This window comes from Colwellia sp. M166, from assembly GCF_024585285.1.
In the GTDB taxonomy this organism is placed as follows: Bacteria; Pseudomonadota; Gammaproteobacteria; order Enterobacterales; family Alteromonadaceae; genus Cognaticolwellia.
Genome location: NZ_CP040755.1, coordinates 1,867,239 through 1,883,385 on the forward strand (window position 1 = coordinate 1,867,239; position 16,147 = coordinate 1,883,385).

The following is a 16,147-nucleotide window of genomic DNA, read 5'->3' on the forward strand; positions in this document are numbered from 1 at the left end:
AAGTTGACCCGACTTAAAAGTAGTTTATTTCTTTTATCTTAACCTGCTTCTCTTCGTGTTTGCGACTAATACAGTTCCTTATTACTTGGGCTTACGGTAAAGTTAAGCGCTTTGAGCTTTTAAGTTGTCGTTAAAAGCCCAGATAATCCTACTTAAAATAATAATATAGGTTTCCTATGCAAGACAGCATCTTCAGCTTACTCCCTCCACTTGTTGCTATTATCATTGCTATTTGGCGAAAAAACGCACTGTTCGCTCTTTTTTGTGGTGTAGCGCTTTGTTATTTAATGATTGCAAATGGGCAACCTGTTGAAAGTTTAACCGCGACAGTGCTTGGTATTGCTGGCGTATTTAACTCGCTAGGTAATATTTATATTATCAGTTTCAGCTTATTAATTGGCGCACTAGTAACGCTGATGAATTTATCTGGAGCAGTAAATGGTTTTATTAACCATTTAGCTTCACTAAATTTAGTAAAAAATAGTCGACAAGCCAGTATGCTACCAACCATTATCGGTACCAGCATTTTTACCGACACTAATCTCAGCATGTTTACCGCCGGTATGGCGAGCCAAAAGCTATTCGATCATCACAAACTTAGCCGAGCACGCTTAGCTTACATAGTTGATTCAACCTGCGCACCAGTAAGTATTTTATTTTTAGTAAACGGTTGGGGCGCTTATATTTTAGGCCTGCTTGATGGCTATTCTTTCAGCGATCCTGTTGGGATATTAATTGGTACTATTGGCTATAACATTTATGCCATCGTTGCGGTTATTTTGGCTTACTACACGGCTTATAGCGGTAAAGTTTTTGGCCCTTTGAAGTACGCTGAATCATTAGTGCAAGAAACACAGCAAACAGCAGTCGACCATGTTGCTCCAGCCCGGATTATGTGGTTACCTATGTTAACGCTATTATTAATCACCTTTATTTTACTTTGGTACACTGGTGATGGAGATATACGTCGTGGCTCAGGTGCTTTCTCAGTATTCTGGTCAGTTGTCAGTGCTTTAATATTATTAGTGTTGTTAATTAGTCGTCACAAGCTAATGCCTTTTCCCCAAATTTTTAACGCCATGATCACGGGTATTAAGTACATGTCGCCAGCCGTTGCCATTCTGGTATTATCATTTGCTTTTGGTGATGCGATAAAAGCGCTTGGTACCGGCGTTTATGTTAGCCAATTAATTAATATTGAAGTGCCGTTATTTTTAATGGCGCCCATTTTATTTATTGCTGCGGCTGTTATGGCCTTTGCGACTGGAACCTCATGGGGAACCTTTGCTATCCTGATTCCGATTGCCGTTCCGATTGCTCAACAAAGTGGTTTGCCTATTGAGTTTTTAGTCGCTGCCGTCCTTGGCGGTGGCATTTTTGGTGACCACGCCTCGCCAATTTCAGATACTACGGTTGTGGCATCTATTGCCAGTGGTTGTGATCACTTTGAGCATGTAAAAACACAATTACCTTATGCTTTAGTGGGCGCGGCCATTACCCTTGTGACTTATGTATTTATTGGGCTAAGCTTTTAATGATTGAACAAGCGCTAACAATTATCGATCATCAGGACGACTTTCTCGTCATTGATAAACCACATGGCCTCAGTTTTCATGATGAAGGTAATATTGGCTGCGGTTTTTTTTCGCAGATAAAAACACAACTCAAGTCACAATATGGTTTAACTGAACTTTATCCTGTTCATCGTTTAGACAAAATGACATCGGGGTTAATACTTGTCGCTAAGAATAGTGCGACAGCAAGAACGTTTCAGCAACAGTTTCAACAACACCAAATACAGAAGTACTACCTTGCGATTGCAGAAGGTAAGCCGAAGAAAAAGCAAGGTATTATTAAAGGTGATATGGAAAAGAGCCGTAGAGGCATGTGGAAATTGCTACGAACGATGGACAATCCAGCTGTTAGTCAGTTTTTTTCTTACACCCTTGCCCCAAAGCAGCGACTTTACTTAATCAAACCTCATTCAGGTAAAACCCATCAAATTAGAGTGGCATTGAATAGCATTGGCGTTCCTATACTTGGCGATGCGCTTTACAACAATGCTGTGAATGCTGACCGAGGTTATTTGCATGCCTTTGCCTTAAGTTTTAGTTTGAACAAGCAACAATACCAATATTGCTTGGCGCCGAGTAATGGCAGTGTTTTTAATACCCCATCAACGCTTGATGTCATCAATAAACTAACACCACCTTGGCAACAACCATGGCCCACACTTTAATGTTGCTCCGCTAAAGCACAACATTGTATCAGTACGCTAAGTCGACATATCAAACAAAAAGGCAGCTAAATAGCTGCCTTTTCAATGACTAAACTGTAACTTTATTCGCTTACAGTGAATGCCAGAACACGATAGCAATTGCCGTTGGACAAACAAATTTAGTATACCAAGGCCAAATCTTCCAAAACAATGAATGCTCAACCATATCATTACCTTGTTTTAGCTCAGTTAAAATATCATTACGAAACCAAATCCAGCCAACAAAAACACAACACAGCATGGCAATAATTGGCTGACCATATTGGGTGGCTAATATCGCGACAAAGTCGAGCATAAAACTAATGTTAGCAATAATAATAGCGCTTAACATAAAAATACCAATACCAATATAAGTGGTGACTTTTTTACGCTGCAAGTTATGGCGCTCAACAGCATAAGAAACCGGTCCTTCTAACATGGAAATAGAAGACGTTAGTGCAGCAACTGACATCAAAATAAAAAATGCTAACGCGACATATAAGCCGATATTGCCCATGCTATTAAATAAACTCGGTAACACCGTAAACACTAAGCTTGAACCTGAAATTAAACTACCATCTTCAGCAAAAATAGCGACTCCTTGGGCTTGCGCCACATACATTGATGGAATAATTAATAAGCCTGCTAAAAAAGCAATTGAGACATCAATTAAGGTTACTTGCGCACCTAAAGTCACAAGGTTTTCTTTCTTGGAAATATACGAGCCGTATATCACCATAACACTGGTACCTAACGACAGAGAGAAAAATGCTTGTCCTAATGCACTAATCAATAAATCAGGCTCTAATACACGACTAATATCTGGGTTTAAATAAGCACTAACACCTTCTCTAGCGCCTTTTAAGGTCATGACGTAAGAGATCAAACCAATAAGTAAGAAAATCAGCACGGGCATAAGGCGCTTCGACCACTTTTCAATACCGTCTTCTACACCACGACGAATAATAAAAATAGTGAGAAACATAAATAAAGCACAAAACAATAGGTTACGCGGCAATGACTGCGTTATTACCCAGTCAGCTGTTGATTCCATGCCGATTATGCGAGTAAAAGGTTCTACCGCATACGACATCATCCAACCGGCTAAAATGCCATAGAAACTTAAGATTAGAGCTGCACAAATAATACCGCCAAAACCGACAATAAAAGCAAAGCGTTTATGGAAGATATTACGGGAAATTTTTTGTAGTGACGTTACCGCATTAGCTTGACCGTATCGCCCGATAAGCAATTCGGCCATAAAAGCAGGATACGCTAGACAGAAGGCAAGTACTAAGTAGACAAGCACAAAAGCTGCACCACCATTACTTGCTGTTTGTGTTGGAAAACCCCATATATTACCTAACCCTACAGCAGAACCCGCAGCAGCCATGATAAAACCTATACGAGAACTGAACGCACCTCTAGAAGCAGCCATTTAAAACCATCTTATTATTATTTCAATGAAGCTTAATTTACTTAAACTACTGACAAAAAAACAGCTCTTATTAGTAAAAACCGTCATCAAAGCTGTTTTAATGAATATTTACAGCGTAAAGGTTTAATTACTGCTCAAATTACAATCAGTATACAGTTGGTTATGTCACTGCCTATTAAGCATGATTGATAGATAGGAAAAAAGAGGCCACAGCCTCTGCTCTCAAAAATGCAGATTATATAACTACAGATATTAATCTTTAAAGTTATTAAATTGAAATGACTGCTCTAAGTCTGTTTCTCTTAGTAATTGCATCACCGCTTGCAAGTCATCACGCTTTTTACCTGTCACACGTACTTGTTCACCTTGAATAGACGCCTGCACTTTTAACTTACTGTCTTTTATAAGTTTAACAACTTTTTTAGCAACCGGCTGTTCAATACCTTCTTTGAAGGTCGCGACTTGGTTGAAGTTTCTGCCTGAACTTTCAACGCTACCTAAAGTTAATGCTTTAGCATCCACTTTTCTTTTCACTAATTGTCCACGTAACATTTCAGCCATTTGTTTTAACTGAGCGTCAGAGTCCCCTTTCATTGTTACCGCAGGGCTTTTCCACTCAAAACTAGCATTGGTACCACGAAAATCGAAACGAGTGGCCAATTCACGAACGGCATTTTCAGTCGCATTTTTTACTTCTTCCAAATTAATTTCGGAAACGATATCCATTGAAGGCATTATAATTCTCTATCTAACAAACATTGACGATATATTATCAATATCTCTCATTAATACCAATACAGAAGATATAAATTAAGCACTTAATCACTACAGAAGTCCCTTAACAAAATTAACAATGATAGTTTTCATTACTTAGCCCTGATATGATGAATAGCATCTAACTTCGTGCAATACAATAACTAACATCTTAATGAAAAGTCGCTATCACTTATCAATTCTCGCCATTATTGCGCTACTATTTTTCTGTCTCTATTTTAGTTCTCCTGATTTTAGACGCGTGGTATTTCGCAGTACAGAAATAGACTCTATTGGTCACATTATTAGCTTTTTTTGCTTAACTTGGGTGCTACATAGTATTTTAAAACTGCCACTATTTAATACCATGTTAACCATAGCGTTTTATGGCGCATTGACCGAGATAGGACAATATTATCTCGGTTTTCGCAGCGCACAGTTGAGTGATTTTATCTCTGATTTAATCGGTATTGCATTGTTTGCTATTATAAGGTGGTCAATTTTAATGTACCGCAATAGATCAAGTAGAAGACTGTAACGATGAATATTACGGTTATCGGACAAGGTGCAATAGGTTTACTTTGGTATCATCGTTTAGCACAAAACCTAAACAATCATGTCAGCCTCCTTTGTTCTGCCCGTATAACGTCTGTTCCACAAGCAACTAAGTTTACCGATATTGACGACAACACCAGCAGCAAAGCATTAATACCGGCAAATAATCAAATATTACGGCATGCAGAATTAATTCTCTGCTGTGTTAAGTCTTATCATGTTGTAGAAGCGATCGCATCCTTGAAAAATCGTATTGATGTCAATGCCATAGTCATTTATTGTCACAACGGTATGGTAGATTTCAATCAGCTGCCCGATTTATCACAAGCTTGCTACACATTACTCACAACTCATGGCAGTAAAATCATTCAGCCATTTCATGTTCAACATACGGGCTTAGGACATAATGATTTAGGATTAATCTATGGAAGCATTCAACAAAAAAAGCAAGCGCAAGTTGTAAAAGCTTTAGCCACAGCACTACCATCGCTGACATTAAGCCATCATATTAAAGAGAAACAATGGTTAAAGTTGGCAATTAATTGTGTGATCAACCCGCTCACTGCCATTGATAATATTGAAAATGGTCAGTTGTTGCAGCAAAAATACAGCATAATAATCGATAAGTTACTGGCTGAAATCATCAGCGTTGCCAACAAGGAAGATATTATATTTTCTTTCGAAGACTTAAAAAATCAAGTGTTGGATGTGGCAGAAAAAACAGCGAAAAATTGTTCTTCAATGCGAAGCGATATTTTAAAAAAACGTAAAACTGAAATTGACTATATCAACGGCTACATAGCCAATACGGCTAAAAAAATAGGCATTTCGGTCCCCGAACATGAAAAATTAATTCAACAAGTAAGAGCACTAGAGGTAAAGTAAAAACTCGTGCTTGCATTAAAAAAGCCTTTAAACAGCTAGTGTTTAAAGGCTTGTTGGTATTTAAGGCGATCAGCCTGACTTATGGACGATAAACTTTCACATTAGTAAAGCCTGTGCCTAATAAATACAAGGCTTGTAGTTTACTCATCACACCTTGGTCGCAGTAAAGCAAGTAGTCTTTAGACTTGTCTAAGTCGCCAAATTGCGTTGCGAGTTTATAGAAAGGTAAGTGCATAATTTCAACACCGTCGAGTGCTAACGGGTTTTCATCTTCTTCATCTGGACTACGAATATCTAACACCACTGAGTTTTCAGGTATATTATCTAAGGTATCAACAGCATGAATTTCTGCTTCGCTTTCATTACCGATATCTCTAATATCAAAAACACGCGTTTCAGCAACCACTTTATCTAAAATAGCAAAGTCGAAGTTTTCTTCTTCAGCTTCTACTTTTGATAATATCGCTTTAACTGTTGGTTTTTTAGAAATAACACCACAGTATTCCGGAATAGTTTTGGCAAAATCTTCGGTGCCAATGGTACGAGCAATATTAATAATGTCTTGTTTATCGTAAGCGGTTAAAGGACGCAGGATCAAAGTTTCTGTTACGCGATCAATTACATTAAGATTAGTCAGCGTTTGACTTGAGACTTGTCCTAGTGCTTCCCCGGTTACTAAGGCCTGAATACCCATTTTTTCCGCCACTTGAGCAGCAGCACGCATCATCATACGTTTAAGCACAACGCCCATTTGTCCATTTTCAATATTTTCTAATATTTCGGCGACAACAGGTTCGAAGTCAACAGCAAAAAATTTCACACGATGTGAGGCGCCATACTTATTCCATAAGTAGTGACTCACTTGTTTTACGCCTACTTCATGTGCTGCGCCACCTAAATTGAAGAAACAATAATGTGTACGTGCACCTTTCCTGATCATTTGATAGCTGGCAACACCCGAGTCAAAACCACCAGACATTAACGATAATACATCTTCTTGAGTCGCAATTGGGAAGCCACCTAGACCGGTATGACGCTCGGTAACAATAAATAAGTTTTCGTTTTTAATTTCTAAATATACAGTGACATCAGGTTTGGTCAATTTAACCCGAGCTGATTCAACGTGTTGATTTAAGCCACCACCAACGTATTGCTCTACCTTGATCGAATTAAAGTCATGTGTACCTGTACGTTTAACTCGAACACAAAAAGTTTTGTTCTCGATATTTTCAGCATGAACCGCTAAGGTTTTCTCAAAGATATCATGTAAATCAGTAAATGTTGTCTGTTGCACTTCAAGAAACTGCGGAATGCCGGGGATACACTTTAATGCTTCAATTAATTTTGAACGATTTTCTGCTGTGTTATTTTTAGTATTAACTTCAATATTGTCCCAGTTCATTCGCGTTGTCACTTCTTCATCAACACGACGTAAAACATTTTTAACGCTCGACTCTAATATCTTAGTAAAACGTTTACGCACCGGACGGCTTTTAATGGTAATTTCAGCCTGCAACTTAACAATAAATTTCATTTAACTATAATACTCACACTTAGAATGGCGCGCATTATATACCCGTTATACTACAAGATGCAATTTCGCCAGCGACTAAGCACCAGAGCTAGGCTTGATATAATTAATACCAAATTGATTAAGTTCTTTCGCACTCAGCGAGAATTTAAAGGCTTAGCGGCACAGGTTCATAGTTCCAGACTGAACCTAAGTACCTAGATGCAGGCAAGGTATTGATTGAAGATAAGGGTTATTCTCGACAACTGCTCCAGCGTTGTTCTAATGACTCACATCCTTGTGAGCACCTTGTCAAAATCAATAACGCAGCAGGTAAACCTTTTAAAATCGAGCTCTGGGAGCTTTCTCGATATTCACTAGCTTCGTTAAATTTATTTGATTTAGAGTGACTAAACCGAAACAAATTCGCCTTGTTTTTGCACATAAGAGAAGCGCTCTGAATTGAGAAAAAATTTAATCAAATTGGTATAAGACTATATACCCATGACACTGCTAGATTCAGCTGAAGTTCGCATCTTGAGGTAGTATGGCTATAAAAATAAAAAAGGAGTACAGCGTTTGTACCCCTTAAAGGTTAATTAATAATCAGCAACATTTATTATTGGCTAATTGAAATAGGAGCCGTTTCCTTCGCTTTACCTTGGTTAATAGCAATTTCTACACGACGGTTTCGACGACGATTAAATCTATTCGTATTCGGCACTAAGGGTCGAGTATCCGCATGTCCTACAACCAATAAACGAGATTGATCAAAGCCAGGTACTTTGATAATTTCATGGGCAATTGCCACCGCACGTTTACTGGATAAATCCCAATTAGAAGTGAACAATTCTGAATTTATACCTTGATTATCAGTATTACCCGATATCATTATTTCACCTGGCACTGTGTTCAAGAGTAAACCTATTTCACGCATGATCGGCTTAAACTGCGGTTGTAAAAAGGCCGAACCAGAAGGAAAGGAACCATTTTCACGAATACGAATGATAACTTGCTGCCCTAAAGACTCTAACTCAATAGCACCATCTTGAATTTGCTGCTCCATTTGTTCAGCAATTTTCTTTACTAACTCATTAACTTGTTCTTGTGAGGCTTGCTCTAAGTCATCTTTCGCTTTTTGCATGGCTTGTGCTGACATTTCATCAGCAGTACTTTGTGATTGTCCGCCACGTTCAGTACCACGTTGCTCTTGACGACCACCCGCAGAGGTTTCATCACCGGCTTGAAATTCCAACATTTGCTGGGTCATTTCCATGGTTTGCTGTTGAATAACTTCAATCGGTGTTGGCTCAGGTTTACCTGGACGAAACTCCTGAGCAATAATACTGGTACCTTTGGGAATATCTTTAACTTCAATTTTATTCTGTACACCAAAAGCAAATTTCATTGAACCCGCAATTTGCTTGAACTTTAAGACATCCATTTCAGAAAATGATAAAAGCAAGACGAAAAAACACATCAATAGCGACATTAAGTCGGCGAATGTTCCCATCCATGCCGGTAGCCCTGGAGGTGGACACTTACATTTATCTGCCATAATTAACTCCCGCTATTCTTCGGTGGTATCCACAGCTCGCTTACCTTCAGCAAGATAGTTCTTCAACAAGCCCTCAATTACCCGCGGATTTTGCCCATCCTGAATTCCTAATACGGCATCAAGCACTAACTCTTGATTCAGTTTCTCTTCTGCCATGCGTAATTTTAATTTATTGGCGATGGGAATGGCAATAACGTTGGCTAAAAAGGCACCATATAATGTGGTTAGTAGTGCCACCGCCATAGCTGGACCAATGGCCTTGGGATCATCCATATTTGATAACATCGCCACTAGACCAATCAGAGTACCAATCATCCCCATAGCTGGAGCAACATCGGCTAATGCCATCATCATGTTAGAACCTGACTCATGACGCTCTGTTGTCAGATCAATATCCTTCTGCATGGTAGCTCGCACAACATCGGCATCATGGCCATCAACTAGCATATCAACACCCTTTTGCATAAAAGCATTAGATATTTCAGCCTCTTCTAGCGCTAAAAAACCGCCTTTACGTGCAGCGTCAGCCATTTCAACTGCTCTCTCGATTAACTCTTCAGGTCTCTCCAATTTAAACATGAAAGATTTAGCGACAATTTTCCCAATACCGAAAAACTGACCTAAATTGTAATTTGCTAAAACAACAAAGATTGAGCCGCCAAATACAATGATCACTGATTGCACATCGGCAAACATGCTAATGTCACCAGCGAGTAACATTGCCATAATCAGTAAACTTATAGCCCCGACTATGCCTATTAACGTTGCTAAATCCACAAATGCCTCCGGTAAATTTTCTTGAATATATCCGCTGTGTTGATAATACCTGATGAATTGATGTTTCGCGAATACTAATATTTTTCGTATTACGACTATTATCGCTCTTATTGTCAATAACTTAAGAAGATAATGTCAATATTTTACTCTTCAGCTTAAATTCATCATTAATTGACCCAGCGCGCCAGCTAAGGTAAGTTTGCGCCTAGAGTTCATATCACGCTAAAAAAGTCCATGGCCAGAAAAAAAATTGAAAATTTAAGCTTTGAAGAATCATTAGATGAATTAGACACCATAGTGCAAAATTTAGAGCAAGGCGATCTTGCTCTTGAAGAGTCAATGGCTTTATTTGAGCGCGGTTTGCACCTAAGTCAACATAATCAAGAAAAGCTAAAAAGTGCTGAGCAGCAAATTAATATTTTGCTAGAAAAAAATGGCCAAAGCCAATTATCACCATTCAATACTGACGAGACTATCAGCAGTGACTAAACTTAAAAACCTTGATAATGTGCAAGCGCGTATTGACACTTATTTAACTGCTAAACTTGACAGCTTAGCGCGCAATGATGAAAAACTATTGGCTGCTATGCGTTATGGTTTACTCATTGGTGGTAAGCGTATGCGTCCCTACTTAGCCTATATTACCGGCGAAGCTTTAGCTGCTGAGCAACATGACATTGACGGTGTTGCCGCAGCAATTGAGTGCATTCATGCCTATTCCTTATTGCACGATGACCTACCGGCAATGGATGACGATGACTTACGTCGTGGTCAACCGACTTGTCACAAAGCCTTTGATGAAGCGACCGCTATTCTCGCTGGTGATAGTTTACAAACCTTAGCTTTTGATATTATTGCCAATCATGATTTCTCTGAAGCTGTTACTAGTAAACGTATTATTTTATTACGTTACTTAGTCAATGCCGCAGGTTATCAAGGTATGTGTGGCGGTCAAGCGTTAGATTTAGCTGGCACAGATAAAAGCATTACACTTGCAGAATTAGAGCACTTACATTCTTTAAAAACCGGCGCTTTACTTGAGGCATCGGTTATGATGGCTGCTGAATGCAGTCAACAAGCGACAGAAAATGATAAAAAACAATTAGTACAATATGCTAAATTAATTGGTTTAGCTTACCAAGTGCGAGATGATATTATCGATATCACATCAACGGAAGAAGAGTTAGGCAAACCAACAGGCTCTGACCTTGCTGCTAACAAAAGTACCTACCCTGCACTGTTGGGTTTATCTGGCGCACAAGAGAAAGCAGAAAACTTATATCAACAAGCGCTTCAAGCTTTAAGCACTTTGCCTTACAATACCCAGAGCTTGTCCGATTTTGCGACTTTCATTGTTAGTCGCAAACATTAATATAAAAAATTTAATTGAATAATATGACTATAAACCTAACTGAATATCCTTTACTGGCCAATATTGACAGGCCTGAAGATTTGCGAAAAATAAATAAAAATAAATTAACGCAAGCCAGTGAAGAATTAAGGCGTTACCTCTTAAACTCAGTCAGTAAAAGTAGTGGCCACTTTGCTTCAGGGCTAGGCACTATTGAGCTAACGGTTGCCTTACATTATGTTTATAACACACCATTTGATCACTTAATTTGGGATGTAGGCCATCAAGCCTATCCACATAAAATATTGACTGGTCGTCGCGATCAACTGCACACTATTCGTCAAAAAGATGGTTTACACCCTTTCCCATGGCGCGAAGAAAGCGAATATGACGTGCTGAGTGTCGGACATTCAAGCACTTCAATTTCTGCTGCTTTAGGTTTGGCGGTTGCTGCAGAGCAAGAAGCGAAAAACCGTAAAGTGGTTGCCGTTATTGGTGATGGTGCTATGACTGCGGGTATGGCATTTGAAGCATTAAATCATGCCGGTGATATCAATAAAGATATGCTCGTCATATTAAATGATAATGAAATGTCGATTTCAGAAAATGTTGGCGCTTTAAATAATCATTTAGCAAAACTACTTTCAGGCAGCATATATACCGGCATTCGTGAAGGTAGTAAGCGGATACTTAAAAACATTCCTCCTATTAAAGAACTTGCTAGTCGCGCTGAAGAGCACTTAAAAGGCATGGTAGTGCCAAGTACTTTCTTCGAAGAATTGGGCTTTAATTATATTGGCCCTATTGATGGTCATGATGTTAACGGTTTAGTAAATACTATTTCCAATATGCGCAACCTAAAAGGCCCTCAGTTATTACATATTGCCACTAAAAAAGGTAAAGGTTATCAACAGGCTGAGCAAGATCCAATCAAGTATCATGCTGTACCTAAGTTTGATCACACAGAAACAACATTACCTAAAAGTGCACCAAGCTTGCCAAGCTATTCAGCCATATTCGGCGATTGGCTCTGCAAAACAGCCGAGCAAGACAGTAAACTAGCCGCGATCACTCCAGCCATGCGAGAAGGCTCTGGTATGGTGCAATTTAGCCAGCGCTTTCCAGAACAATATTTTGATGTCGCTATTGCCGAACAACATGCGGTAACCTTTGCTGCCGGTTTAGCTATTGGTGGACGCAAGCCTGTTGTCGCTATTTACTCAAGCTTTTTACAGCGTGGCTATGACCAATTTATTCATGATGTTGCTATTCAAAACTTACCGGTTTTGTTTGCTATTGATCGCGCCGGTATTGTTGGTGCTGATGGCCCTACACATCAAGGTTCATTTGATTTAAGCTTTATGCGTTGCATACCTAACTTAACGATTATGGCGCCATCTGATGAGCGTGAATGCCAATTAATGCTCAACACGGGCTATCAATTAACTACCCCAGCTGCTGTACGTTACCCACGCGGCTGTGGCAATGGTGCTGAATTACCTACACTCAATGAAACTATTGAGCTTGGTAAAGCTAATACCATACGTGCAATAGATGACAGCACTACAACCACTAAAGTGGCGATACTTAACTTTGGTACAACACTGAGCCAAGCGAAAATAGCCGCAGAAGATATTAATGCCACGTTAGTTGATATGCGTTTCGTTAAACCGTTAGACCAAGATATCATCAAAACATTATGTGCTAACCACGACTGTATCGTCACCGTTGAAGATAATGCCATTGCCGGTGGTGCAGGCTCGGGTGTTAATGAGTTTATTTTAAGCCAAGGTATAGCGAAAAAGATCCTCAATATAGGACTACCTGATAGTTTTATTAAGCACGGCACACAGGCTGAAATTCACCAAGAGCTTGGTTTGGATAGTGAAGGTATACTTGAGAAGATAAAGCAGTTTACCGCTTTAAATTAAACCTTTAAAACATATTCAAAGATAATAAAAAAGCTATTTGAATTTAATCAAATAGCTTTTTTATTGAGCTGCTAAAAGTTATTCTAGTGATAAGTAATTACAACGCACTCAATTGAATAACAAGTACGTTGATTTCGCTTAACAAAACCGTTTTTAATCAGCAATATACTCAACCACTTCTAGACCAAAGCCTGAAAGTGAATGATATTTAGTCTGTGAGCTTAATAAACGCATTTTACTGACTCCTAGATTAGCTAAAATTTGTGAGCCAACACCAACGTTGCGAGAGCCAACATGACGTTTAACTTCTTTAACAGCTCCACCGGCGTCTAATTTTGCATATTTTTGTACTTGCGCAATAAGCTCCATAGGTGACTCATGTTTGCCTAATAGGACTAACACACCGCCTTCTTTGGCAATTTTTTCTAACGCATCAGCCATTGGCCATTTAGCGACACTTTCGCGTTGACTAAATAATAAATCTCTAAAGGTGTTTTCTAAGTGTACACGCACTAAAGTGGGCTCTTCTGGATTAATTTCACCTTTCGTTAAGGCAAAATGTGCTTGGCCGTCAATAGTGTCTTTAAATACCGTAAGATCAAAATCACCAAACGCGGTTGGTAGCTTACATTGAGAAACACGTTCAATGGTGGTTTCGTTAGCATTACGGTATTCAATTAAATCGGCAATAGTGCCCATTTTAACGCCGTGTTTTTCAGCAATAACTTCAAGATCAGGACGACGCGCCATGGTGCCGTCTTCATTGAGTATTTCAACAATAACAGCGGCCGCTTCAAGACCAGCTAAACGTGCTAAATCAACACTTGCTTCAGTATGGCCAGCACGATTTAAAACACCACCATCTTTAGCAATCAGCGGGAAAATATGGCCTGGTTGTACGATCGAGTTATGATCAGCATCCTTGCCGACTGCCGCTAATACGGTTGTCGCTCGATCAGCAGCAGAAATACCTGTGGTAACACCTTCAGCAGCTTCAATAGAAACCGTAAAGTTAGTGGTAAATTGTGCGTCATTTTTATCAACCATCAAAGGTAATTTTAACAATTCACAGCGTTCTGCTGACATTGGCATACAAATAAGGCCACGGCCATGAGTTGCCATAAAGTTAATCGCTTCTGGCGTAACTTTTTCTGCTGCCATAATGAAGTCACCTTCATTTTCGCGATCTTCGTCATCCATTAGGATGACCATTTTACCTTGAGCTATATCGTCGATAATCTCTTGTGGCGTGTTTAAATTCATGACAACCTCTTTATTTAATAAAACCACTGCGCGCTAATAACGCGTGTGTAACACCTGAAGCTTCTGGCTTGTCAGCTGTTTGCTTGGTAAGTAATCTTTCAATGTATCGGGCGATTAAATCAACTTCTAGGTTAACTTTAGTGCCCACTTGATATTGATTGATAATAGTTTGTTGTGTGGTATGTGGCACAATCGTTAAACGAAACTTATCTGCTGTTAAGCTGTTAACGGTTAAGCTTGTACCATCAATAGTAATTGAACCTTTTTCGGCAATATAGGCGGCTAGTTCTGTTGGCATAGTCAGCCAGTAATCAATACTATTACCTTGATGCTCAATGCTGGTAATTTCACTCACCGAATCAACATGCCCTGAAACCATATGGCCGCCAAAACGCGTGGTTGGTAGCATGGCTTTTTCAAGATTAACGCTATCACCTATTTGATAATAAGCTAAAGCTGTGCGTGCTAATGTTTCACTCGAAACATCAGCGCTAAAGCTAGCACTGTCTATCGCAACAACCGTTAAGCAAATGCCATTAGTGGCAATTGAGTCGCCTAATTTAACATCTGACAAGTCTAATGTTGCAGTATCAATAGTAACGCGTGCGCCACCACCGGAGGTATTAATTGCTCTCAAACGCCCTACGGCTTCTATGATCCCTGTAAACATTGTTTATCTCGTCACTTATTTATCTGTTTATACTGAAAAGAATACTCTTGTCAGCCTATCGATATTAACGACTAAATTTTGCCGTTAATCTAATATCTTTGCCTATCATGCGAATATCGGTAACATCAAGATTTTTCGCTGCTGATAACTGCTTAACGTCGGGCATATTAACTAAGCTTTTTCCGTCAGCGCCCATAAGTTTAGGCGCTTGGTAAAGTACTAATTCGTCAACTAAATTTTCGCTAATAAATGCGCCAGCTAACTGAGCACCTGACTCAATTAAAATATCGTTCAAACCTTGTTTAGCTAAATAAGCCAATAATGCACGAAGATCAATATGATCACTATTTTTCGCCTTAACCATAGGCACTTGTTCTACGAAATGAGGCCAAGTTAGGTCATTTTCAATAGTATGTCGAATTAATAATATTTTACTCTCGCTTTGGAAGATAGCGAGATCAGGTGTTAAGCGGTTTTTGCCATCAATAATAATACGCACAGGTTGTCTAACATCGGCTTGTGCATAGCTATTTTTTAACTCACCTAAGTCATGCCAACGTACAGTCATCTTGGCAGCATCAAAAATGACCGAATCGGCGCCACAAACAACCGCACAACTTTGCGCTCTTAGGCGTTGCACATCAGTGCGCGCTTCACTCGAGGTTATCCATTGACTTTCACCGCTGGCCATTGCGGTTTTACCATCAAGGCTTGCGGCAAGCTTAACGCGAACATAAGGCAGTTTAGTGGTCATTAATTGAATAAAGCCCGGATTTAAAGCCCGGGCATCTTGCTCAAGTAGCCCAAATTGTGTCGTTATACCTGCAGCATTTAAAAGTTCAAGGCCGCGGCCCGATACTTTCGGATTAGGATCCACCATAGCGGCAATAACATGGCCTACTTGCGCTTTAATTAACGCTTCTGCACACGGTGGTGTTAAACCATAATGACTACAAGGCTCTAATGTAACATAGGCAGTAGCGCCCTTCGCCTTGTTGCCCGCTTGTTTTAACGCATGAACTTCAGCATGCCCCTGCCCAGCTTTTTGATGATAACCTTCGCCGACAATTTCATCATTGAGCACGATCACGCAACCAACCCGTGGGTTAGGCGAAGTGGTAAAGTGGCCACGCTTTGCCAAATTAATGGCACCTTGCATAAACTTATAATCTGCTAAAGAAAAATCACTCATTATTGCA

The 16,147-nt window shown here is 39.5% G+C and carries 15 protein-coding genes; 7 read left to right on the top strand and 8 right to left on the bottom strand.

The window, feature by feature from the left end; translation table 11 throughout:
- Window positions 1-176: 176 nt before the first annotated feature.
- Both FGD67_RS08460 and FGD67_RS08465 read left to right on the top strand, forming a co-directional pair.
- Window positions 177-1,535 carry a Na+/H+ antiporter NhaC family protein gene (locus FGD67_RS08460; protein WP_257174597.1) on the top strand — a complete coding sequence of 453 codons (1,359 nt, stop codon included), beginning with the start codon at window positions 177-179 and terminating at the stop codon, window positions 1,533-1,535.
- Complete coding sequence (locus FGD67_RS08465) at window positions 1,535-2,239, top strand: TIGR01621 family pseudouridine synthase (RefSeq protein ID WP_257174598.1); 705 nt, start codon at window positions 1,535-1,537, stop codon at window positions 2,237-2,239. Before FGD67_RS08460 ends, FGD67_RS08465 begins: the two co-directional genes overlap by 1 nt.
- A gap of 109 nt (window positions 2,240-2,348) precedes the next feature.
- Here FGD67_RS08465 and FGD67_RS08470 read toward each other — a convergent pair whose 3' ends face one another.
- Both FGD67_RS08470 and FGD67_RS08475 read right to left on the bottom strand, forming a co-directional pair.
- Window positions 2,349-3,695 carry a sodium-dependent transporter gene (locus tag FGD67_RS08470; RefSeq protein WP_257174599.1) on the bottom strand — a complete coding sequence of 449 codons (1,347 nt, stop codon included), beginning with the start codon at window positions 3,693-3,695 and terminating at the stop codon, window positions 2,349-2,351.
- A gap of 252 nt (window positions 3,696-3,947) precedes the next feature.
- Entirely contained in the window at window positions 3,948-4,430 is a 483-nt protein-coding gene (locus tag FGD67_RS08475; protein WP_257174600.1) for a YajQ family cyclic di-GMP-binding protein, read from the bottom strand.
- Window positions 4,431-4,623: 193 nt separating this feature from the next.
- Here FGD67_RS08475 and FGD67_RS08480 point away from each other — a divergent pair, with 193 nt between their 5' ends.
- Together FGD67_RS08480 and FGD67_RS08485 are read left to right on the top strand one after the other, a co-directional pair.
- Entirely contained in the window at window positions 4,624-4,986 is a 363-nt protein-coding gene (locus FGD67_RS08480) for a VanZ family protein (RefSeq protein WP_257174601.1), read from the top strand.
- Between the two features lie 2 nt (window positions 4,987-4,988).
- Window positions 4,989-5,888: a ketopantoate reductase family protein gene (locus FGD67_RS08485; protein WP_257174602.1), complete on the top strand. Its 900-nt coding sequence runs from the start codon at window positions 4,989-4,991 to the stop codon at window positions 5,886-5,888.
- A 79-nt stretch (window positions 5,889-5,967) separates the two neighbouring features.
- Here FGD67_RS08485 and thiI read toward each other — a convergent pair whose 3' ends face one another.
- The 3 genes from thiI to pomA form a co-directional block, all read right to left on the bottom strand.
- Entirely contained in the window at window positions 5,968-7,422 is a 1,455-nt protein-coding gene (gene thiI / locus FGD67_RS08490; RefSeq protein WP_257174603.1) for a tRNA uracil 4-sulfurtransferase ThiI, read from the bottom strand.
- 595 nt (window positions 7,423-8,017) lie between these two features.
- The gene (locus FGD67_RS08495; RefSeq protein ID WP_257174604.1) at window positions 8,018-8,956 is read right to left on the bottom strand and encodes a flagellar motor protein MotB; all 939 of its coding nucleotides are present in this window, start codon (window positions 8,954-8,956) and stop codon (window positions 8,018-8,020) included.
- Between the two features lie 12 nt (window positions 8,957-8,968).
- Window positions 8,969-9,733, bottom strand: a complete 765-nt coding sequence (gene pomA / locus FGD67_RS08500; RefSeq protein ID WP_257174605.1) for a flagellar motor protein PomA — start codon at window positions 9,731-9,733, stop codon at window positions 8,969-8,971.
- A gap of 234 nt (window positions 9,734-9,967) precedes the next feature.
- On the opposite strand from pomA, the gene xseB reads away from it, so the two are divergent.
- Genes xseB through dxs form a run of 3 tightly spaced genes read left to right on the top strand, consistent with a single transcriptional unit; the run spans window position 9,968 to window position 13,015 of the window.
- A complete protein-coding gene (gene xseB, locus FGD67_RS08505; protein WP_257174606.1) occupies window positions 9,968-10,222 on the top strand; it encodes an exodeoxyribonuclease VII small subunit in 255 nt (84 codons plus the stop codon).
- Window positions 10,215-11,105, top strand: coding sequence for a (2E,6E)-farnesyl diphosphate synthase (gene ispA, locus FGD67_RS08510; protein WP_257174607.1), 891 nt, complete (start codon window positions 10,215-10,217; stop codon window positions 11,103-11,105). Before xseB ends, ispA begins: the two co-directional genes overlap by 8 nt.
- A 23-nt stretch (window positions 11,106-11,128) precedes the next feature.
- Entirely contained in the window at window positions 11,129-13,015 is a 1,887-nt protein-coding gene (gene dxs / locus FGD67_RS08515; protein WP_257174608.1) for a 1-deoxy-D-xylulose-5-phosphate synthase, read from the top strand.
- Window positions 13,016-13,168: 153 nt separating this feature from the next.
- Here dxs and ribBA read toward each other — a convergent pair whose 3' ends face one another.
- The 3 genes from ribBA to ribD form a co-directional block, all read right to left on the bottom strand.
- The gene (gene ribBA / locus FGD67_RS08520) at window positions 13,169-14,278 is read right to left on the bottom strand and encodes a bifunctional 3,4-dihydroxy-2-butanone-4-phosphate synthase/GTP cyclohydrolase II (RefSeq protein ID WP_257174609.1); all 1,110 of its coding nucleotides are present in this window, start codon (window positions 14,276-14,278) and stop codon (window positions 13,169-13,171) included.
- 10 nt (window positions 14,279-14,288) lie between these two features.
- Window positions 14,289-14,948: a riboflavin synthase gene (locus tag FGD67_RS08525; RefSeq protein ID WP_257174610.1), complete on the bottom strand. Its 660-nt coding sequence runs from the start codon at window positions 14,946-14,948 to the stop codon at window positions 14,289-14,291.
- 64 nt (window positions 14,949-15,012) lie between these two features.
- Window positions 15,013-16,140 (bottom strand): bifunctional diaminohydroxyphosphoribosylaminopyrimidine deaminase/5-amino-6-(5-phosphoribosylamino)uracil reductase RibD, encoded by a 1,128-nt coding sequence (gene ribD / locus FGD67_RS08530; RefSeq protein WP_257174611.1) that lies wholly within the window; start codon window positions 16,138-16,140, stop codon window positions 15,013-15,015.
- Between the last annotated feature and the right edge of the window lie 7 nt (window positions 16,141-16,147).